This is a genomic window from Streptomyces sp. NPDC052040 (assembly GCF_044548405.1).
Lineage (GTDB): Bacteria > Actinomycetota > Actinomycetes > Streptomycetales > Streptomycetaceae > Streptomyces.
This window is the reverse complement of the sequence record NZ_JBIUBV010000006.1, coordinates 169862-191948: the sequence shown is the minus strand read 5'-3', so window position 1 is coordinate 191948 and position 22087 is coordinate 169862. Positions and strand designations below refer to the sequence as shown.

The following is a 22087-nucleotide window of genomic DNA, read 5'->3' as shown; positions in this document are numbered from 1 at the left end:
TCAGGACGCCCAGACGCCGGTGATGTCCTTGGCCGCGGTCGCGTTGCCCGCGTGCGCGGTCAGGCCCTGGGTGTCCTCCAGGGTGCGCAGCAGGTCGTAGTGGTTGTACGTGGTGGAGCTGGTGGAACCGGCCGCGACCGGCTGGCCGTAGAGCACGGTCGGGATGCGGTTGCCGCTGAGCTTGTTGTCCTCGTCGAAGGTGAGGACGAGCAGGCTGTTGTGGGTCCTGGCCCAGGTGGCGTACGCGCCCAGGTTGTTCTTCAGCCAGGTGTCGCCGGTGGACACCGAGCAGTCGTGCATGTCGCTGCACAGATTCGGCACCACGAAGGACAGCTGCGGCAGCGTCGCATAGTCCGCCGGGAACTGTGCGAACGTCTTCGCGGACGAGGTCGGCACATTGGCGAAGCCGAACCACGGGTTGTGCTTGCGGGCGTAGCTGCCGCTGGTGCAGGTGGTGGAGCCCGGGCCGGGCAGTGTCTCATTGTAGCTGGCCCAGGTCCGGCCCGCGGCGAGCTGTTCGGCGGCCAGGTTCGGGGCGGAGGAGAAGCCGGGGGTGTAGCAGCTGTCGTCCGTGACGCCCTGGGTGGAGCCGGAGAACAGCGCGAAGTAGTTGGGCTGGCTGGGGTGGGTCTCGGCGTACGACTGGGTGAGGCTCGCGCCGCCGGACCTGAGCGAGTTGATGTAGGGGGCGCCGGAGGAGCCGATCACCTGGCTGTAGGCGTGGTTCTCGAAGACCACGACGACCACGTGGTCCGGCCTCGGCACGGCGCTCGCGGCATGCGCGGGCGCTTCGCCGCCGAGACCGGCCCACAGCCCGAACGCCGTGGCGGCGAGGGCCGCCGCGGAGGCCACGGCGGTACGGGCACGGCGGGCACGACGGCGACGGCGGTACGCGGAACTCCCGGACACTTCGGCCTCCGGTGGGGGCAGGGGACGGGGTGGCGGTACGGACAGAGCATGCACACGCCAATATGCCGGGGCTCCACGCCGCCCGGGCCCGGGGATGAAGAGCCGGTGAACACCTGCCGCGTCCGTCGGCGCCCCCGGCCGGAACCCGCGTCCCGGGACACCGCGCGGGCGCTCCCGCCGGGGACTGGGGCTACGCTCAAAGCCGCAGTACCTTGATCGACGCCCGGGAGGCCGAGGGATGACCGTGCCCCAAGGACGCAGGAGCAGCACCTTCACGCGGCTGCTGCGGCACGGCTTCACCGACCCCTCCGCCGCCGAACGCCTCCTGGAGAGCGTCGAACCGGCGTCCCTCAAGGCCGATCCCGTGCTGCTGGAGGCGCTCGGCGCGACCGCCGACCCCGATCTGGCGCTGGGCGGCCTGGTCCGGCTCCTGGAGGCGCAGCCCGACCCCACCGCCCGGCGCGAGCTGCTCGACACGCTGATCGCGGCGAAGCCCCTGCGGGACCGGCTGCTCGGCGTCCTCGGCGCCTCCGCCGCGCTCGCCGATCACCTGGCCCGCCACCCGGGCGACTGGCACGTACTGGTCACCTACGAGGCCCAGGACCTGCACCCCGGGGTGGCGGAGTTCGAACAGCAGCTAGCGGACGTCACCGACCCCGTCTCGCTGCGCGTCGCCTACCGCCGCTGCCTGCTGTCCATCGCCGCCCGCGACGTGTGCGGCACCACCGATGTCGCCCAGACCGCCGCCGAACTGGCCGACCTCGCCACCGCCACCCTCCGGGCCGCCCTCGCCCTGGCCCGCGCCGACGCTCCCGAGGACGCGGCGCTCTGCCGGCTCGCGGTGATCGCGATGGGCAAGTGCGGCGGCCATGAACTCAACTACGTCTCCGACGTGGACGTGATCTTCGTCGGCGAGAGCGCGAACGGCGGCGACGAGCGCAAGGCCCTCCAGGCCGCGACCCGGCTCGCCTCGCACATGATGCGGATCTGCTCCGAGACCACCGTCGAGGGCAGCATCTGGCCCGTCGACGCCAATCTGCGGCCCGAGGGCAGGAACGGCCCCCTGGTACGGACGTTGAGCAGCCACCTCGCCTACTACCAGCGCTGGGCCAAGACCTGGGAGTTCCAGGCCCTGCTCAAGGCCCGCCCGGTCGCCGGGGACCCGGAACTCGGCGAGCAGTACACGGCCGCCCTCGCCCCCCTCGTCTGGGAGGCCGCCGAGCGCGAGAACTTCGTCGCCGATGTGCAGAGCATGCGCCGCCGGGTCGTCGCCAACATCCCCGTGGGAGAGGTCGAACGCGAGCTGAAGCTCGGCCCCGGCGGCCTCAGGGACGTCGAATTCGCCGTACAGCTCCTCCAGTTGGTGCACGGACGGGCCGACACTTCGCTGCGCAGCGGCACCACCCTGGACGCCCTCAAGGCGCTCGCGGCGGGCGGCTACATCGGACGCGCCGACGCCGTGCCGCTGGACGAGGCCTACCGCTTCCTGCGCTCCCTGGAACACCGCATCCAGCTCTTCCGGCTGCGCCGCACCCATCTCGTCCCCGAGGACGAGGCCGACCTGCGGCGCCTCGGCCGCTCCCTGGGGCTGCGCATCGAGCCCGTCGCGGGGCTGCGGCGCGAGTGGAAACGGCACACCGGTGTCGTACGGCGGCTGCACGAGAAGCTCTTCTACCGGCCGCTGCTCGACGCCGTCGCCCAACTCGCCCCCGGAGAAGCCCGGTTGAGTCCCGGCGCGGCCCGGGAACGGCTGGTGGCGCTCGGCTACGCGGACCCGGCCGCCGCCCTGCGCCACCTGGAGGCCCTGGCCTCCGGAGTCACCCGCAAGGCCGCCATCCAGCGCACCCTGCTGCCCGTGCTGCTCGGCTGGTTCGCGGACTCCGCCGACCCGGACGCGGGCCTGCTCAACTTCCGCAAGGTCTCCGACGCCCTCGGCAAGACCCCCTGGTACCTGCGGCTGCTGCGGGACGAGGGCGCCGCCGCCGAGAACCTCGCCCGGGTGCTGTCCGCGGGACGGCTCGCCCCCGATCTGCTGATGCGCGCGCCCGAGGCGGTGGCCCTCCTCGGCGACGGCGACGGCAGCGGCGGCGGCCTCGTACCGCGCGGACGGCCCCAGCTGGAGCAGGAGATCCTCGCCGCGGTCCGCCGCGCGGAGAACGCCGAACAGGGGGTCACCGCGGCCCGCGGGGTGCGCCGGCGCGAGCTGTTCCGCACCGCCGCGGCGGACATCGTCGGCTCCTACGGCAGTGAGGACGCCCCCGCCCCCTCCGACCAGGGCGAACTGATCGACCTGGTCGGCTGCGCGGTCTCGGACCTGACCGCGGCCACTCTCGCAGGCACCCTCCGCGCGGTCGTCCGGGCGGGCTGGGGCGACACCCTGCCCACCCGGTTCGCGGTCATCGGCATGGGCCGCTTCGGCGGACACGAGCTGGGCTACGGCTCCGACGCGGACGTGCTGTTCGTGCACGAGCCGCAGGACGGCGTGGACGAGCGGGAGGCGGGCGAGGCCGCGAACAAGGTGGTGGCGGAGATGCGGCGGCTGCTCCAGCTGCCGAGCAGCGACCCGCCGCTCCTCGTCGACGCCGACCTGCGCCCCGAGGGCAAGTCGGGGCCGCTGGTGCGCACCCTGGCCTCGTACGCCGCGTACTACCGGCGCTGGTCGCTGGTGTGGGAGTCGCACGCGCTGCTGCGCGCCGAGCCGGTGGCCGGGGACGAGGACCTGGGCCGCCGCTTCATCGAGCTCGTCGACCCGCTGCGCTACCCGGAGTCGGGCCTGGACGGCGACGCCGTGCGCGAGATCCGGCGGCTCAAGGCCCGGATGGAGTCCGAGCGGCTGCCGCGCGGCGCGGACAAGACACTCCACACCAAGCTGGGCCGGGGCGGTCTGTCGGACGTGGAATGGACGGTGCAACTGCTCCAGTTGCGGCACGGCGCGACGGAGGCGGGCCTGCGCACCACCCGTACCCGCCCCGCCCTCGACGCCGCCCGCCGGGCCGGGCTGATCGACGCGGAGGACGCGGAAGTGCTGGACGAGGCCTGGGTGCTCGCCTCCCGGGTGCGCAACGCGGTGATGCTGGTCCGGGGGCGGGCGGGCGACACCTTCCCCTCCGAGCGGCGGGAGCTGGCCGCGGTGAGCCGCTATCTGGGCTACGGGCCGGGCCACGCGGGCGACATGCTGGACGACTACCGACGCACGACGCGCCGGGCCAGGACCGTGGTGGAGAAGATCTTCTACGGCGTCTGACGACGGGGGAGAAGAATCTTCCACGGCGGGACGGCGGGACGGCGGGACGGCGGGGGCGGGGGCGGCGGAATCCGCGGGGCTCACGCCCGGCGGAATCCGCGGGGCTCACGCCTCCACGGGCACCAGCAGCGGACCGCCGCCGGCCACCCGGCGCGGCAGCGCATAGGGCAGCGCGCCGTACCACAGCCAGGCCGCCGCGAAGCCGGCCGAGAGGCAGAGCGCCCCGCCGACCGCGTCCAGCCAGAAGTGGTTCGCGGTGGCGACGATCACCGTGAGGGTGGCCGCCGGGTACAGCAGGCCCAGGATCCGCACCCAGGGAACGGTGGCCAGCGCGAACAGCGTCAGACCGCACCACAGCGACCAGCCGATGTGCATCGAGGGCATGGCAGCGTACTGGTTCGACATGTGCTTCAGATCGCCCGACGCCATCGAACCCCAGGTGTGGTGCACCACCACCGTGTCGACGAAGTCCCCGCCGTTCATCAGGCGGGGCGGCGCGAGCGGGAAGAAGTAGTAGCCGAGCAGCGCCACCGCCGTCGTGGCGAACAGGGCGAGCCGGGTGGCCGCGTAGCGCCCCGGATGGCTGCGGTACAGCCACACCAGCACCGCGAGGGTCACCACGAAGTGCAGTGTGGCGTAGTAGTAGTTCATGCCGACGATCAGCCATGTCATCGAGTTGACGGCGTGGTTGACCGAGTCCTCGACCGCTATCCCCAGCCGGTGTTCGAGGCGCCACAGCCCGTCCGCGTTGGCCAGCGCCTGCGCCTTCTGCTCCGGCACGGCGTTGCGGATCAGGGAGTAGACCCAGTAACTGACCCCGATGAGCAGGATTTCGAACCAGAAGCGCGGACGGCGCGGAGTGCGGAGCCTGCGCAGCGGGCCGGGACCCGGGCGGTGCGCCGTCCCGTCCGTGACGTCCGGTGGCGCGGCAGGGCCGAGGCCCTCCGCTGTCGTCACGGTCCTGTCACCCATAAGGACAGAGTCTGCCAGAAAAGCATTCCGCCGCCGCTCATCCCCCGGAAGGGTTGCGGTCGCATGTTCTCCACCCGGGGGAGCGCACGGCGGCCCGGCACCTCCTGCCCAGGAACGATTGCGCTCGCCGGGCCCAGGAGCGAGTGCGTTGCCCGGGCCGAGGGGCGTCCGCGCTCCCCGGGCCTCAGGGACGCTTGCGCTCCCCGGGCGCCGAAGCCGTCGAACCCCGCACCACCAGCTCCGGCATGAACACGAATTCACTGTGCGGCGCGGGCGTTCCGCCGATCTCCTCCAGCAGCGTCCGCACCGCCGCCTGCCCCATCGCCGGGACCGGCTTGCGGATCGTCGTCAGCGGCGGGTCCGTGAAGGCAATCAGCGGGGAGTCGTCGAAGCCCACCACCGAGATGTCGGTGGGGACTTCCAGCCCCTGCTGCCGCGCCGCGCGTATCGCGCCCAGCGCCATCATGTCGCTCGCGCACACCACCGCCGTGCACTCCCGGTCGATGAGCGCGGCCGCCGCCGCCTGGCCGCCCTCCAGGGTGTAGAGGGAGTGCTGGATCAGCCGGGACTCGATGTCCTCCGGGGACAGCCCCAGCTGGTCCTGCATCGTACGGACGAAGCCCTCGATCTTCCGCTGCACCGGGACGAACCGCTTGGGCCCGAGCGCCAGACCTATCCGGGTGTGCCCCAGGGACACCAGATGGGTGACCGCCAGCGACATCGCGGCCCGGTCGTCGGGGGAGATGAACGGCGCCTGGACCTTGGGGGAGAAGCCGTCCACCAGGACGAAGGGCACCCCCTGGGCGCGCAGCCGCTCATAGCGCTGCATGTCGGCGGTGGTGTCCGCGTGCAGCCCGGAGACATAGATGATGCCCGCGACCCCGCGGTCCACCAGCATCTCCGTCAGCTCGTCCTCGGTGGACCCGCCGGGGGTCTGGGTCGCCAGCACCGGGGTGTACCCCTGGCGGGTCAGCGCCTGGCCGATGACCTGGGCGAGCGCGGGGAATATCGGGTTCTCCAGCTCGGGGGTGATCAGACCGACCAGGCCCTCGCTGCGCTGGCGCAGCCGTACCGGACGCTCGTAGCCGAGGACGTCGAGGGCGGCCAGCACGGACTGGCGGGTGGTCGCGGCGACGCCCGGCTTTCCGTTGAGGACCCGGCTGACGGTCGCTTCGCTGACTCCCGCCTGCGCCGCGATGTCGGCCAGCCGTGTGGTCACGGGATGGGACTGTACCGGCCGGGTCTCGGCCTGCCCACCGATCGGACGCCGGCCCCGGGCGGCTGACCGGCCCGCTGCGGGTTGCTGCGTCATCGCGCTCCCTCGTCCTTCGTATTCGGCTCGGTCTCCGCAAGGGGATGGTCCCCGCACGCGCCAGGCGTGGCAAGAGCTTGCAGAGTCTTGCACAAGCGTCCACGGCCCCGCAGACCGGCCCGGATTCCCGGTGTACCGGCTCTCACGGTGAGGTCACGGGCGGGTAACCATCGTCAGCCCTTGCACTTTTTTTCTGCAAGCTCTTTCGCGCCGGTTGCATCGCTGTTACGTTCACGTCGCCCGGAGGACGTCCTCCACTCTCGGCTCCCCGAGCGGACGGGACCCCCTCGGCACAGTCGGCAGGGCGGCGGACGGGACCGCCGTCCGAGCTACCCGGGCTTTCACCCTCAAGGAGAACTCATGCGGCGTGGCATAGCGGCCACCGCGCTGGTGGCGTCCGTTGCCCTCGCGGCGACGGCCTGCGGCGGAAGTGACAGCGACAGCGGCAAGTCCGGCGGTCCGGTCACCATCACCTGGTGGGACACCTCCAACGCCACCAACGAGGCGCCGACGTACAAGGCACTGGTCGCGGACTTCGAGAAGGCCAACCCGAAGATCAAGGTCAAGTACGTCGACGTCCCCTTCGACCAGGCGCAGAACAAGTTCGACACCGCCGCCGGTTCCCAGGGTGCCCCCGATGTGCTGCGCTCCGAGGTCGGCTGGACGCCCGCCTTCGCCAAGAAGGGCTACTTCCTGCCGCTGGACGGCACCAAGGCCCTCGCGGACCGGGCCGCGTTCCAGTCCAGCCTGGTCCAGCAGGCCCAGTACGAGGGCAAGACCTACGGTGTGCCGCTGGTGACCGACACCCTCGCGCTGGTCTACAACAAGGCCCTCTTCCAGAAGGCCGGGATCACCGAGGCGCCCAAGACCTGGGACGAGCTGAAGTCCGACGCCGCCAAGGTCAAGGACAAGACCGGCGTCGACGGCTACTGGGGCTCCACCCAGTCCTACTACGCGCAGAGCTTCCTCTACGGCGAGGGCACCGACACCGTCGACGCCGCGGGCAAGAAGATCACCGTGGACTCGGCGCCCGCGAAGAAGGCCTACGGCACCTGGCTGAGCCTCTTCTCCGGCAAGGGCCTGCACGCGGCCGACACCACCGCCGACGCCTACGCCCACATCCAGGACGCCTTCGTCAACGGCAAGGTCGCCGCGATCGTCCAGGGCCCCTGGGAGATCACGAACTTCTACCAGGGCTCGGCCTTCAAGGACAAGTCCAACCTCGGCATCGCCACCGTCCCGGCGGGCTCCACCGGCAAGCCGGGCGCCCCGACCGGCGGCCACAACCTCTCCGTCTACGCGGGCTCGGACAAGGCCCACCAGGACGCGGCGCTGACCTTCGTCAACTTCATGACCTCGGCGAAGTCCCAGGAGACCATCGCCCTGAAGAACTCCACCCTGCCGACGCGCCAGGACGCCTACACCGCCCAGGTCAAGGCCGACCCCGGCATCGCGGGCTACCAGGGCGTGCTCGCCGCCGCCCGGCCGCGCCCGGCGCTGCCCGAGTACAGCTCGCTGTGGGTCCCGCTCGACGCCGAGCTGCCCAAGATCGCCGGTGGCAAGGAGTCGCTGGACAAGGGCCTGAGCAACGCGGAGCTGGCGATAGCCAAGCTGGTCCCCGACTTCAGCAAGTGAGCCCCCGTGGCCGCCGGTTCCCCCTCGGGGGAGGGAACCGGCGGCCACCCGGCCGTGCCCAGGCCCCACCCCTCGAACTTCCCGAAGGTGTCGAACCATGACAGTCGTCATCGACCGCGCGACCGGCAAGCGCCACGGTGACCGCGCGCCGCGGCCCGGCCTGGGCCGGCGTCTCAAGAACGCGTACCAGAAGCACTGGTACGCCTACGCGATGATCACCCCCGTGGCCGTGGTGCTCGGGGTGCTGGTGCTGTATCCGCTGGTGTACGGCTTCTACCTCACGCTCACCGACGCCAACAGCCTCAACACCGCCCGCACCATCGGCGTCAACCACATCGACGCCACCTACCACTTCATCGGGCTCGACAACTACCGGGACATCCTGTTCGGACCGACGTCCTACGACCGCTTCTGGTCGCACTTCCTGTGGACCATCGTCTGGACCGTCCTCTGCGTCACCCTGCACTACACCATCGGACTCGGCCTCGCGCTGCTGCTCAACCAGAAGTTCCGCGGCCGGACCCTCTACCGCCTGGTGCTGGTGCTGCCCTGGGCCGTGCCCACCTTCGTCACCGTCTTCGGCTGGCGCTTCATGCTCGCCGACGGCGGCATCGTCAACGCGGCCCTGCACGCCGTGCACCTGCCGCAGCCCGAGTGGCTGGAGGACACCTTCTGGCAGCGCGCCGCCGCCATCCTGGTCAACACCTGGTGCGGGGTGCCCTTCATGATGCTCTCGCTGCTCGGCGGCCTCCAGGCCATCGACGGCTCGCTCTACGAGGCCGCCGAGATGGACGGCGCGAGCCCCTGGCAGCGCTTCCGGCACGTCACCCTGCCGGGCCTGCGGCCCGTCGGCTCCACCGTGGTGCTGCTCGGCGTCATCTGGACCTTCAACCAGTTCGCGATCATCTTCCTGCTGTTCGGGAACACCGCCCCCGACGCCCAGATCCTGGTCACCTGGGCCTACCAACTGGGCTTCGGCCAGCAGCCGCGTGACTTCGCGCAGTCCGCCGCCTACGGCATCCTGCTGCTGGCCATCCTGATCGTCTTCACCTCGTTCTACCGCCGCTGGCTGAACCGCAACGAGCAGCAGCTCGCGATCTGAGGCAGGAGTTCCCATGAGCACCACGACCGTCGAGACCTCCGCCGCGGTGACCCGGCCCGCCGCGGCCGTCGCCCCGCGCCGCGGGGCGCGCGGACGCGGGCGGCGCGGCCCCCTCGCCACCGCCGTCTCCCACGCCCTGCTGATCCTGGCGAGCCTGATCGCGTTCTTCCCGGTGGGCTGGCTGATCTTCCTGTCCCTCGGCCCGGACAAGGACGACTATCTGCACCCCGGCCGCATCTGGCACACGATGACGCTGGACAACTACTCCTTCGTCCTCCAGCACACCAGCTTCTTCGACTGGCTCAAGAGCACGCTCGTCGTGGTGGCCGGGACCACCGTCATCGGTGTGGCGATCGCCGCCACCACCGGCTACGCGGTCTCCCGGATGCGCTTCCCCGGCTACAAGAAGTTCATGTGGCTGCTGCTGCTCACCCAGATGTTCCCGATCGCCGTGCTGATCGTGCCGATGTACCAGATCATGTCGGACCTGGGACTCGTGGACAGCTACCTCGGGCTCATCCTGATCAACAGCACCACGATCGTGCCCTACTGCGCCTGGCTGCTGAAGGGCTACTTCGACACCATCCCCTTCGAGATCGACGAGGCCGGACGGGTCGACGGACTCACCCCCTTCGGCACCTTCTTCCGGCTGATCCTGCCGCTCGCCAAGCCGGGCCTCGCGGTCGCCGCGTTCTACGCCTTCCTCACCGCGTTCGGCGAGGTCGCCTTCGCCTCGACGTTCATGCTCAGCGACGACAAGTACACCTTCGCCGTCGGACTCCAGAGCTTCATCAGCGAGCACGACGCCCAGCGCAATCTGATGGCGGCCACCGCGGTGCTGATCGCGATACCCGTGTCGGTCTTCTTCTACCTCGTGCAGAAGAACCTGGTGACCGGCCTCACCGCGGGCGGCACCAAGGGCTGACCCGCCCCCGGGACACCCGCGCGCCTGATCCGCGCGGGTGGCGGCCGCGGTGCCGTATCCGACCCCGCCGGCACCGCGGCCGCCGCACCACCCCCGCGCCCGTTCCGCACGACGCCACAACTCCACGACTCCACGACGCCACCACGTCACGACCCGGACTCCGACTCCGTCCCGTCCGTCCGGCCCCGCCCGGGCCGAAGACCCCCACCGCATCAAGGACGCCATGAGCCAGCACTCCGCCGACCCGGCCCCGAACACCGCCCTCGCCACCGTCGCCGCCCACCGCGACTGGTGGCGTGACGCGGTGATCTACCAGGTCTATCCGCGCAGCTTCGCCGACAGCAACGGCGACGGCATGGGCGACCTGGCGGGCGTACGATCCCGACTTCCCTATCTGCGCGACCTCGGGGTGGACGCCGTGTGGCTGAGCCCCTTCTACGCCTCCCCGCAGGCCGACGCGGGCTACGACGTCGCCGACTACCGCGCCGTGGACCCCATGTTCGGCAGCCTCCTGGACGCCGACGCGCTGATCCGCGACGCCCATGAACTGGGCCTGCGCATCATCGTCGACCTGGTCCCCAACCACTCCTCCGACCAGCACGAGTGGTTCAAGCGGGCGCTCGCGGAGGGGCCCGGCTCGCCGGTGCGCGAGCGCTACCACTTCCGCCCCGGCAAGGGCAGCAACGGCGAACTCCCGCCCAACGACTGGGAGTCCATCTTCGGCGGCCCGGCCTGGACCCGGGTCACCGAGCCGGACGGCACGCCCGGCGAGTGGTACCTCCATCTCTTCGCCCCCGAGCAGCCCGACTTCAACTGGGAACACCCGGCGGTCGGCGACGAGTTCCGCTCGATCCTGCGCTTCTGGCTGGACATGGGCGTCGACGGCTTCCGCATCGATGTCGCCCACGGTCTGGTGAAGGCGGCCGGACTGCCCGACCTCGGTGGCCACGACCAGCTCAAACTGCTGGGCAACGAGGTCATGCCGTTCTTCGACCAGGACGGCGTCCACGCCGTCTACCGGCAGTGGCGCACGGTCCTCGACGAGTACGCGGGCGAGCGCATCTTCGTCGCCGAGGCCTGGACGCCCACCGTCGAGCGCACCGCCCGCTATGTGCGCCCCGACGAGCTGCACCAGGCCTTCAACTTCCAGTATCTGGGCACCGACTGGGACGCGGGGCAGCTGCGCGAGGTCATCGACCGCACCCTCGACGCCATGCGCCCGGTCGGCGCCCCGGCCACCTGGGTGCTCTCCAATCACGATGTGACCCGCCACGCCACCCGCTTCGCCAACGAGCCCGGCCTCGGCACCCAGCTCCGGGTGGCGGGCGACCGCGAACTGGGCCTGCGGCGGGCCCGCGCGGCCACCCTGCTGATGCTGGCGCTGCCCGGCTCGGCCTATCTCTACCAGGGCGAGGAACTCGGCCTGCCGGACGTGGTGGACCTGCCGGACGAGGTGCGCCAGGACCCCGCCTACTTCCGGGGCGCGGGCCAGGACGGCTTCCGTGACGGCTGCCGGGTGCCGATCCCGTGGACCCGTACGGGGTCCTCGTACGGCTTCGGCGACGGCGGCAGCTGGCTGCCGCAGCCCGGCAGTTGGGGCGGACTCAGCGTCGAGGCCCAGCAGGGGGTCCCCGGCTCGACCCTGGAGCTGTACCGCACCGCGCTCGCCGTGCGGCGCGAGCAGCCCGGCCTGGGCGCGGGCGACTCGGTGGAGTGGCTGCGGGCGCCCGAGGGGGTGCTCGCCTTCCGCCGCGGGGACGTGGTGTGCCTCGCCAACACCAGCGGGGAGGCGGTCGTCGTCCCCTCGCACGGTCTGGTCCTGGTGGCCAGCGACGCGGTGACGGAGGCGGACGGCGAGACCAAGGTGCCCGCCGACACCACGGTGTGGTGGACCGCGGGCTGATTCCTTCCACGTCTTTCAACGGCTTGCAGGGGCCCGTCGTCCGACCGGGACGGCGGGCCCCTGCGGCTGTCCGCTCCCCGGATACCGCCTCAACCAGGCACAATCCGGGGCTGTTTCGCGTATGTGACAGGAACATGTCCGGGGGGTTGACCGCCGGGGCAGGTCCTCGTACGGTCTGCTGCACCGCAAGTGGCTGAAAACTTGCAGCAATTCTCTTCAAGGGATCCCGGGGACCGTGCGGGCGCCCTCGGCAGAGCCTTCAACGGAGAAGGACCCCCACATGGCAAGCAGAACGCTCTCCGGCGCCCTCGCCCTCGTGGCGGCCGCGTCCGTCGCCCTCGCGGCTCCCGCCGGGACCGCGTACGCCGCTCCCCCCGGCACCAAGGACGTCACCGCGGTCCTGTTCGAGTGGAACTACGCCTCGGTCGCCAAGGAGTGCGCCCGCACCCTGGGCCCGGCCGGCTACGGCTATGTCCAGGTCTCCCCGCCCGCCGAGCACATACCGGGCCCCCAGTGGTGGACCTCGTACCAGCCGGTCAGCTACCGGATCGCGGGCCGCCTCGGCGACCGCACCGCCTTCGCCGACATGGTCGGCGCCTGCCACGCGGCCGGGGTGAAGGTCGTCGTGGACACCGTCATCAACCACATGTCGGCGGGCAGCGGCACCGGCACCGGCGGCTCCTCGTACACGAAGTACGACTACCCGGGCCTGTACTCGTACCCCGACTTCGACGACTGCACCGCCCGGGTCAGCAACTACCAGGACCGCTGGAACGTCCAGCACTGCGAACTGGTGGGCCTCGCCGACCTGGACACCGGCGAGGAGTACGTCCGCAAGACCATCGCCGGATATATGAACGACCTGCTCGGCCTCGGTGTGGACGGCTTCCGCATCGACGCCGCCAAGCACATCCCGGCCGAGGACCTGGCCGCGATCAAGTCCCGGCTGAGCAACCCCGCCGTGTACTGGAAGCAGGAAGTCATCTACGGCGCGGGCGAGGCGGTCCAGCCCACCGAGTACACCGGCAACGGTGACGTCCAGGAGTTCCGCTACGCCTACGACCTCAAGCGGGTGTTCACCAGCGAGAAACTCGCCTATCTGACCAACTACGGCGAGGGCTGGGGCTATCTGAACAGCTCGGTCGCCGGGGTCTTCGTGGACAACCACGACACCGAGCGCAACGGCTCCACCCTGAACTACAAGAGCGGCGCCGACTACACCCTGGCCAATGTCTTCATGCTGGCCTGGCCCTACGGCGCCCCCGACATCAACTCCGGCTACGAGTGGTCCGACGCGGACGCGGGGCCGCCCAACGGCGGTCAGGTCAACGCCTGCTGGCAGGACGGCTGGAAGTGCCAGCACGCCTGGCCGGAGATCAAGTCCATGGTCGCCTTCCGCAACGCCACCCGCGGCCAGGCGGTCACCCGGTGGTGGGACAACGGCAACAACCTCATCGCCTTCGGCCGCGGCAGCAAGGGCTTTGTGGTGATCAACCACGAGAGCACCACGGCCGACCGGTCGTTCCAGACCTCGCTGCCCGCCGGTACCTACTGCGATGTGCAGGGCAACCGGACCGTCACAGTCGACAGCGGTGGCGCGTTCCGGGCAGCCGTCGCCCCGAACACCGCGCTCGCCCTCTACGCCGGGAAACCGAGTTGCTGACCCCAGGGCCCGCATCCGAACGGGCCGCAGTCCCAAGGAGTTCACACCCGTGATACCGAGATGGCCGGCGCCCCGGAGGCGCCGTACCCGGAGCAGGGTCGTCGCCCTCACCCTCACCGCGCTCGCCGCGGCCCTGCTGCCGCCCCTCGCCACCGCCGGGGCCGCCACCCCGCCCGCGCCCCCCTCCGACGCGCGGCTCGCGGCGGAGCCCGCCCGGCACGACGACACCCGTGAGCAGTTCTACTTCGTGATGCCGGACCGCTTCGCCAACGGCGACCGGTCCAACGACCGCGGCGGGCTGACCGGTTCGCGCCTGGCCACCGGCTACGACCCCACCGACAAGGGCTTCTACCAGGGCGGCGACCTCAAGGGCCTGACCCGCAGGCTCGACTACATCAAGGGCCTCGGCACCACCGCCATCTGGCTGGCCCCGATCTTCAAGAACCAGCCCGTCCAGGGCACCGGCGCCGACGCCTCGGCCGGTTACCACGGCTACTGGATCACCGACTTCACCCGGGTCGACCCGCACTTCGGGACCAACAAGGACCTCTCCGACCTCATCGCCGGGGCGCACGCCAAGGGCATGAAGGTCTTCTTCGACGTCATCACCAACCACACCGCCGATGTCGTCGACTACGAGGGCGCCTCCCACGACTACCTGTCCAAGGGCGCCTTCCCCTATCTGACCAAGGACGGCCGCCCCTTCGACGACGCCGATTACGCGGACGGCACCAAGGGCTTCCCGGTCGTCGGCACCGGCTCCTTCCCGCGCACACCCGTCGTCCCCGCCGCCAAGAAGGACCTCAAGGTCCCGTCGTGGCTCAATGACCCGACGATGTACCACAACCGGGGCGACTCCACCTACGCCGGGGAGAACGCCACCTACGGCGACTTCTCCGGCCTCGACGACCTGTGGACCGAACGCCCCGAGGTCGTCCACGGCATGGAGCGGATCTACCAGCGCTGGGTGCGGGACTTCGGCGTCGACGGCTTCCGGATCGACACCGTGAAACATGTGGACATGGAGTTCTGGACGCAGTGGGCGACCGCGCTCGACCGCTACGCCGCCGCCCACGGCCGCCGGAACTTCTTCATGTTCGGCGAGGTCTACTCCGCCGACCCCTCGGTCACCGCGCCCTATGTCACCCAGGGCAGGCTGGACGCCACCCTGGACTTCCCCTTCCAGCAGGCCGCCCGGGAGTACGCCTCCCAGAGCGGCAGCGCACGCGGCCTCGCGGGTGTCTTCGCCGACGACTACAAGTACACGACCGACAAGGCCAACGCCTATGAACAGGTCACCTTCCTCGGCAACCACGACATGGGCCGGATCGGGTACTTCCTGAAGCAGGACAACCCGAAGGCCTCCGACGCGGAACTGCTGCGCAAGGACGAGTTCGCCAACGAGGTGATGTTCCTCAGCCGCGGCAACCCGGTCGTCTACTACGGCGACGAACAGGGCTTCACCGGCTCCGGCGGCGACAAGGACGCCCGTCAGACCATGTTCGCCTCCCGGGTCGGGGACTATCTCGACGACGACGAGATCGGCACCGACCGCACCCACGCGAGCGACGCGTACGACACAGGCGCCCCGCTCTACCGGCAGATCGCCGCCCTCTCCCGGCTGCGCACGGCCAACCCGGCCCTCGCCGACGGCGTCCAGACCGAGCGCTACGCCGCCGACGGCCCCGGGATCTACGCCTTCTCCCGCACCGGCACCGACTCCACCGAATACGTCGTCGCCTTCAACAACGCCGACGAGCAGCGGACGGCCGCCTTCGCCACCGGCTCCGCGGACATGACCTTCCACGGCATCCACGGCACCCACGCCTCGGTCACGAGCGACGCGGACAAGCGGGTCACCGTCACCGTCCCGGCGCGCTCCGCCGTCGTGTTCAAGGCCGCCCGCCCGCTCGGCGCACCGGCCTCGAAGCCGGAGATCGGCCTGAAGGCCCCGGCCGCGGGCGCCACCGGCACCGTGGACCTCACCGCGGACGTCGACGGGGGACAGCTCAACCGGGTCGTCTTCGCCGCCCAGACCGGCAACGGCCCCTGGCGCACCCTCGGCTCCGCCGACCACGCCCCCTTCAAGGTCACCCAGACCATCCCCAAGAGCGTCCCCGCCGGAACGGCCCTCCGCTACAAGGCCGTGGTGATCGACTCGGCGGGCCGCACGGCGGGCGCGACGGCCGCGAGCACCACCGGCACCCCGCCCGCCCCGCCGGTCCCCACCGCCTCCTCCCGCGACTACGCGGTCGTCCACTACCGGCGCACCGACGGCGACTACGCGAACTGGGGGCTGTACGCCTGGGGCGACCTCGCCGACGGCGAGGCGACCACCTGGCCCCAGGGCCACCCCTTCACCGGCCGGGACGCCTACGGTGCCTTCGCCTACGTCAAACTCAAGCCCGGCGCCTCCGGCGTCGGCTTCCTCGTCGTCGACAAGGACGGCACCAAGGACGTTTCCGCCGACCGCACCATCGACGTCACCCGGACCGGAGAGGTCTGGATCGAGCAGGGCAAGGACACCGTCCTCACCCAGCGGCCCACCGCCGACTACCCCGCGCCGGACACCACCAGGGCGGTGCTGCACTACCACCGCGCCGACGGGAACTACGACGGCTGGGGGCTGCACGTCTGGACCGGCGCCGCCCACCCCACCGACTGGTCCGGCCCGCTGAAGCCGGTGCGCACCGACGCCTACGGCGCGGTCTTCGAGGTGCCGCTCGCCGACGGCGCCACCAGCCTCAGCTACATCCTCCACCGGGGGGACGAGAAGGACCTCCCGGCCGATCAGTCCCTCGACCTCAAGGGCGAGGGGCCCGAGGTGTGGCTGCTGAACGGCCAGGAGAAGCATCTGCTGCCGGAGCCCGCGGGCAGCGCCGCCGGCCTGGACCTGTCCACCTCCAAGGCGGTGTGGATCGACCGGAACACCCTCGCCTGGAACGGCGTCGACGGCGCCGCCTCCACCCAGCTCCTCTCCTCGTACGACGGCTCCATCACCGTCAAGGACGGGACCCTGACCAGCGACGACGAGCGCTGGCTGCGGCTGGCCCCGACCACCCTCACCGACGCCCAGAAGGCCAGGTTCCCCCAGCTGAAGGACTACGCCGCCTGGTCCGTCGACCCGCGCGACCGCGGCCGGGTCCGCGAGGCCCTCAGAGGACAACTGGTGGCCTCCCAGCGGAACGCTGACGGAGCCGTCCTGGCGGCGACGGGTGTCCAGACCGCCGGGGTGCTGGACGACGTGTACGACGCGACCGGGGCCGACCTCGGACCCGTCTTCCACCAGGGCCGCCCCACCCTGTCCGTGTGGGCACCCACCGCCCGGTCCGTGCGGCTCGCACTCGGCACCTCCTCGGTCGCCATGCGCCGGAACCCCGCGACCGGCGTCTGGTCCGTCACGGGCCCCGCGTCCTGGAAGAACCGGCCCTACCGGTATGCGGTGACGGTGTGGGCGCCCAGCGTCCGCAGAATCGTCACCAATGAGGTCACCGACCCCTACTCCCTCGCCCTCACCGCCGACTCCGGACGCAGCCTCGTCACCGATCTGAACGACCCCGCCCTCGCCCCGAGCGGCTGGGCGGCCCTGAAGAAGCCGAAGGCGGTGCCGCTCCGGGACGCCCAGATCCAGGAACTGCACATCCGGGACTTCTCCGTCGCCGACCCGACCGTGCCGCAGCGGGACCGGGGCACCTATCTGGCCTTCGCCGACCGCGGCAGCGACGGCTCCCGCCATCTGCGCGACCTGGCGAAGGCGGGCACCTCGTACGTCCATCTGCTGCCCGCCTTCGACTTCGCCAGCGTGCCCGAGAAGCGGTCCGAGCAGCAGCGCCCGGACTGCGATCCCGCCTCCTTCGCACCCGACTCCGACCGGCAGCAGGCCTGCGTCGCCGCCACCGCCGCGAAGGACGCCTACAACTGGGGCTACGACCCGTACCACTTCACGGTCCCCGAGGGCTCCTACGCCACCGACCCGGACGGCACCCGGCGCACCACCGAGTTCCGCACCATGGTCAAGTCGCTCAACCAGGACGGCCTCAGGGTGGTGATGGACGTCGTCTACAACCACACCGCGGCCGACGGCCAGGCCGGTACCAGCGTCCTGGACAAGATCGTGCCGGGCTACTACCAGCGGCTCCTGGCCGACGGCTCGGTGGCGAACAGCACCTGCTGCGCCAACACCGCCCCCGAGAACGCCATGATGGGCAAGCTGGTGGTGGACTCCCTGGTCACCTGGGCCAAGGAGTACAAGGTCGACGGGTTCCGCTTCGACCTCATGGGACACCACCCCAAGGCCAACATCCTCGCCGTCCGCAAGGCCCTCGACGCGCTGACCCCCGCGAAGGACGGCGTCGACGGGAAGAAGATCATCCTCTACGGCGAGGGCTGGAACTTCGGGGAGGTCGCCAACGACGCACGCTTCGTCCAGGCCACCCAGAAGAACATGGCGGGCACCGGCATCGCCACCTTCTCCGACCGCGCCCGCGACGCCGTACGCGGCGGAAGCCCCTTCGACGCCGACCCCGGCGTCCAGGGCTTCGCCTCCGGGCTGTACACCGACCCCAACGGTTCCGCGGCCAACGGCACTCCGGCCGAGCAGAAGGCCCGCCTGCTGCACTACCAGGACCTGATCAAGGTCGGCCTGACCGGCGATCTCGCCGCCTACCGCTTCACCGACGATGACGGCAGGGCGGTCACCGGAGCGGAGATCGACTACAACGGCGCCCCCGCCGGATACGCGGCGGCGCCCGGCGACGCCCTCGCCTATGTGGACGCGCACGACAACGAGTCCCTCTTCGACGCGCTCACCTACAAGCTGCCCGCCTCGACCGGCGCCCCCGACCGGGCCCGGATGCAGACACTGGCGATGGCCACGGCCGCCCTCTCCCAGGGGCCGTCCCTCTCCCAGGCGGGCACCGATCTGCTGCGCTCCAAGTCGCTCGACCGCAACTCCTTCGACAGCGGCGACTGGTTCAACGCCGTCCACTGGAACTGCGCGGACGGCAACGGCTTCGGGCGCGGACTCCCGCCGGCGGCCGACAACCAGCCCAAGTGGCCCTGGGCCAAGCCGCTCCTTGCCACGGTCCGGGTGGGCTGCCCGCAGATCAACGGCGCCTCGGCCGCCTACCGGGACCTGCTGAGGATCCGTACGACGGAGAAGGCGTTCTCCCTCGGCACGGCCGCGCAGGTGCAGAACCGGCTGGCCTTCCCGCTGTCCGGGAAGGACGAGACACCCGGGGTCATCACCATGACCCTCGGCGGCCTGGTCGTGGTCTTCAACGCCACCCCCGAGCGGCAGGAGCAGCGGATCGGCGCCCTCGCCGGGGCGCACTACCGGCTGCACCCGGTGCAGGCGTCCGGCGCGGACCCGGTGGTGAAGACCTCCTCCTACGCGGCGGACACCGGCACCTTCACGGTCCCGGCGCGCACGGTGGCGGTGTTCACCCGGGGCGCCTGACCGCACCCCGGCGGCGGGCCCGGCCCCACGGGTCCGCCGCGGCACTGCACGCGGCCGCCCCGGGCGCCCGGGCCGTCAGGACGCGAGGGTGATCAGCCGGCCGACCAGGTCCCCGAAGGGGCCGTCGGCCGGCTCACTCCCGAGCATGCGGCGCACCAGGGCCGCCATCTCCTCGTCATAGGCGGCGGCCACGGCCGCGAGCGCGCCGAAGTCGTGCACCAGCTGGGACTCCAGCTCGGCGCGCGGGATGCGGCGGCCGTCCAGCCAGATCAGCGCGGTCGACTCGGCCAGCGAGATCCAGGAGCGGACGATCAGTTCCAGCCGCACGGGCGGGTTCTCGACCTCCAGATGCGACAGGACCTGTTCGTACGCGGCCTGGCGGACGGAGTCGATCAGGGCGTTGGTCGTCGACGAGCCGACCGCCGGGCCGCCGCGCATCAGCGCCGAGAAACCGGGGCCGTGGTCGTCCACGAAGTCGAAGAAGCGGTGCATCACCCGGAGCAGCCTGGCTCCGACCGGGCCCTCGTGCGGCTCGTCGAACCGGCTCGCCAGATTCTCCGCCGCACGCTGCAACGCGGCCTCGTACAGGCTGAGTTTGCCCGGAAAGTAGTGGTAGACCAGCGGCCGCGAGATGCCCGCGGCGGTCGCTATGTCATCGATGGAGACCTCGTCCGGGGAGCGCTGGCTGAACAGTTCGAGCGCGACGCCGATCAACTGCTGCCGTCGCTCGTCGACTCCCAATCTGCGGCGTACCCCGGTTGTCATGCGAACACCTTACCGATTGAATCCAGCCTTGAACCGGCCGGATCACTCTGGTGTGTTCACCTCCGGGGCACCACTCCTCCACCCCGCCTTCCACGTCCGGCGGGCGGATTCGGCCGACCCGCGCCTCACCGGAGCCCGGCGGCCGCCCTTCCGTCGGCCAGGGTGCCCCGCAGCCCGGCCCGGGCGCCCCGCTCCGTCCGCACCGCCAGCAGGTTCCCCCGCGCCGAACCGCGCACCCCGCCGGACACCCGCACCGACGCGAGATCCCCGCTGCCCGCGGCGAGCAGATACCAGGCACCCCCCGCGGACCTCCACAACACCCCCGCCAGCACATGCGGATCCTTCGCCCCGCACGCCGCCACGTCCTCCGCCCGCGCCGCGACCGCCCCGGACCGGCCGCCCGGAGTACGGAACTGCGCCAGCACCCGCGGCTCGTCGCCCCGCCAGGTGTCCGCCCGGGTACACACCCACTCCGCCGCCCCGGACCCGTCCGGCAGCGGCTGCCGCGCGTACTCCCACGCGTTCACCGACCGCACCCCCGCCGACCGCACCGCCGCCAGCGAGCACGCCAGGGGCGCCCAGGCGCGCAGCCCCGCCGAACCGGACGCCTCCCGGGGCGCCGCGGGCCGCCCCACGGTGAGGTGCGCCGGGACCAGTTCCCCGAGGTCGGCCAGCAACCGGGTGCCCGAGCCGTCCGCCAGCCGGAGCACATTCCAGGAGGTGCACGCACCGCTGCGCTGGGCCGGGCTCGCCAGCGGCGCCGTCACCCCGCCCGCCGGGCGCAGATCCCTCGCCCCGGCCGACGGCCTCAGCAGGTCCCGCTCCGCCGCCCCGGTCACCCAGGGGGCCGTCAGATAGCGGACGGTACCGGCGGTACGCCCCAGCACCACCGCCTCCGCCTCGGCCCCGGCCGCCGTGTCCGCGCGGGCGAGGTCGAGCGCGGCCCGGTCCGTGCCGCTCTGCGGCTCCGCGTAGCGCACGATGCGCAGGCCGTCGTAGAGGAGCACCACCCGCGCCGCGTCCACCCTGCCCGCGTACAGCAGTTGCGGTGGTCCGGGCGGGCCGCCCGCGGGGGTGCCGGGAGTGGCCGAGACCTGGACGTGCTGCCCGGGACGCGCCCAGACGGCGAGCGCCCGCCGCAGCAGCGCCCGGTCCCCGGTCAGGGCGCCGCGGGCGGGCCACACGGAGAAGTCGGTGCGCGCCGAGGTCCGCCAGGCCGTCGGCGCCGCCCGGGTCAGCGCGGCGGGATCCAGCGCGGCCAGGGCGGCCGGGTTCTGCGCGTCGGAGGGCGCCGCCGCGCCGTCGGGGCCCCAGCCGCCGCCGGGCACCACCAGCAGCGCCCCGCACACCGCGACGGCCGCCGCGGCTGCCAGCGCGGCCTTGGCGTGCTGGCGGCGCCGCGTCAGATCGGTGGGCAGGACCCGCAGCACACATGGATCCAGACCGGGGGAGCGCAGCAGATCGTCCCGCGGGGGCACGGCCGCGGCCGCCCGGACCGCGGCCCCCGGGTCCGCGACGCCCGCCCCGGCCAGCACCTCGCGCACCTCGTCCTCGGGGAGTCCCTCCAGACCGCGCAGCACATACGCGGCGCGGGCCGGGCCGGACAGCGCGGACAGCCCCTGCTCCAGGGCCGGTTCCTCGGCGCCGCCCGAACGGGGGAGCAGCCGCAGCCCCCACACCTGCGGCAGCAGCGGCGGCAGCGGGAACAGCCGGGGCCGGGCCCCTGCGCGGGGCGGTCGGTCCGCCTCCAGCGCCGCACCCACCACCCGCAGGCGCAGCAGCGCGTACCCCTGCTCCTCGTCGCGTCCCCCCGCGTGGCGGCCCCCGCTCTGGGCCGGGATCACGGCGGCGAGCGCGCGCCCCCGGGGCAGGGCCCGCTGGGCGAGGGCGTGCGCGGTCAGCACCCGCCGGTGGTCGCCGAGGCCCGGCGGCAGCACCAGATGGGCGAGCCGGACGAGCCGGGGGTAGTGCTCGGCGAACAGGGCCTCGACGGCTGGTCCGGAGACCGGCGCGGGGCGGGAAGCGACATCCTGTGGCTGCACGTCCAGCAGAACGAGCACCGCCGGGCGTTGGTCACCTCCCGGCAGCCCGGAGTCCGCGTTCCGCAACGGGCCGGGGTGCCGTTGAGCACGCAAGGCGTTCCAGCCGTACGGAAGGGCAGGGCCCTCGTGGGGGCCTCCCGCGGCATGAGCCGGAACG

At 71.9% G+C, this 22087-nt stretch carries 12 protein-coding genes; 7 read left to right on the top strand and 5 right to left on the bottom strand.

The window, feature by feature from the left end; genetic code table 11:
- Complete coding sequence (locus ACIHAA_RS15290) at window positions 1-909, bottom strand: alkaline phosphatase family protein (protein ID WP_399817086.1); 909 nt, start codon at window positions 907-909, stop codon at window positions 1-3.
- 238 nt (window positions 910-1147) lie between these two features.
- Between ACIHAA_RS15290 and ACIHAA_RS15285 the strand changes: the two genes are divergently transcribed.
- Window positions 1148-4153 (top strand): bifunctional [glutamine synthetase] adenylyltransferase/[glutamine synthetase]-adenylyl-L-tyrosine phosphorylase, encoded by a 3006-nt coding sequence (locus ACIHAA_RS15285; RefSeq protein ID WP_399817084.1) that lies wholly within the window; start codon window positions 1148-1150, stop codon window positions 4151-4153.
- Window positions 4154-4258: 105 nt separating this feature from the next.
- Here the strand turns inward: ACIHAA_RS15285 and ACIHAA_RS15280 are convergent, their stop codons facing one another.
- Both ACIHAA_RS15280 and ACIHAA_RS15275 read right to left on the bottom strand, forming a co-directional pair.
- Window positions 4259-5125, bottom strand: coding sequence for a phosphatase PAP2 family protein (locus tag ACIHAA_RS15280; RefSeq protein ID WP_399817082.1), 867 nt, complete (start codon window positions 5123-5125; stop codon window positions 4259-4261).
- A 184-nt stretch (window positions 5126-5309) separates the two neighbouring features.
- Complete coding sequence (locus ACIHAA_RS15275; protein WP_399817080.1) at window positions 5310-6344, bottom strand: LacI family DNA-binding transcriptional regulator; 1035 nt, start codon at window positions 6342-6344, stop codon at window positions 5310-5312.
- A gap of 453 nt (window positions 6345-6797) precedes the next feature.
- Here ACIHAA_RS15275 and ACIHAA_RS15270 point away from each other — a divergent pair, with 453 nt between their 5' ends.
- The 6 genes from ACIHAA_RS15270 (at window position 6798) to pulA (ending at window position 19123) form a co-directional block, all read left to right on the top strand.
- Entirely contained in the window at window positions 6798-8072 is a 1275-nt protein-coding gene (locus tag ACIHAA_RS15270) for an extracellular solute-binding protein (RefSeq protein ID WP_399817079.1), read from the top strand.
- Window positions 8073-8169: 97 nt separating this feature from the next.
- A complete protein-coding gene (locus ACIHAA_RS15265; protein WP_399817077.1) occupies window positions 8170-9174 on the top strand; it encodes a carbohydrate ABC transporter permease in 1005 nt (334 codons plus the stop codon).
- Between the two features lie 13 nt (window positions 9175-9187).
- Entirely contained in the window at window positions 9188-10099 is a 912-nt protein-coding gene (locus tag ACIHAA_RS15260) for a sugar ABC transporter permease (RefSeq protein ID WP_399817075.1), read from the top strand.
- A 223-nt stretch (window positions 10100-10322) separates the two neighbouring features.
- A complete protein-coding gene (locus ACIHAA_RS15255) occupies window positions 10323-12002 on the top strand; it encodes a glycoside hydrolase family 13 protein (protein ID WP_399817073.1) in 1680 nt (559 codons plus the stop codon).
- Between the two features lie 280 nt (window positions 12003-12282).
- Window positions 12283-13665 carry an alpha-amylase family protein gene (locus ACIHAA_RS15250; RefSeq protein ID WP_399817071.1) on the top strand — a complete coding sequence of 461 codons (1383 nt, stop codon included), beginning with the start codon at window positions 12283-12285 and terminating at the stop codon, window positions 13663-13665.
- A gap of 49 nt (window positions 13666-13714) precedes the next feature.
- A complete protein-coding gene (pulA, locus tag ACIHAA_RS15245) occupies window positions 13715-19123 on the top strand; it encodes a pullulanase-type alpha-1,6-glucosidase (RefSeq protein ID WP_399817069.1) in 5409 nt (1802 codons plus the stop codon).
- A gap of 75 nt (window positions 19124-19198) precedes the next feature.
- Here the strand turns inward: pulA and ACIHAA_RS15240 are convergent, their stop codons facing one another.
- Both ACIHAA_RS15240 and ACIHAA_RS15235 read right to left on the bottom strand, forming a co-directional pair.
- A complete protein-coding gene (locus ACIHAA_RS15240; RefSeq protein ID WP_399817067.1) occupies window positions 19199-19888 on the bottom strand; it encodes a TetR/AcrR family transcriptional regulator in 690 nt (229 codons plus the stop codon).
- A gap of 125 nt (window positions 19889-20013) precedes the next feature.
- On the bottom strand, window positions 20014-21930 hold the full coding sequence (locus tag ACIHAA_RS15235) for a hypothetical protein (RefSeq protein WP_399817422.1): 1917 nt from the start codon (window positions 21928-21930) through the stop codon (window positions 20014-20016).
- Window positions 21931-22087 lie beyond the last annotated feature (157 nt).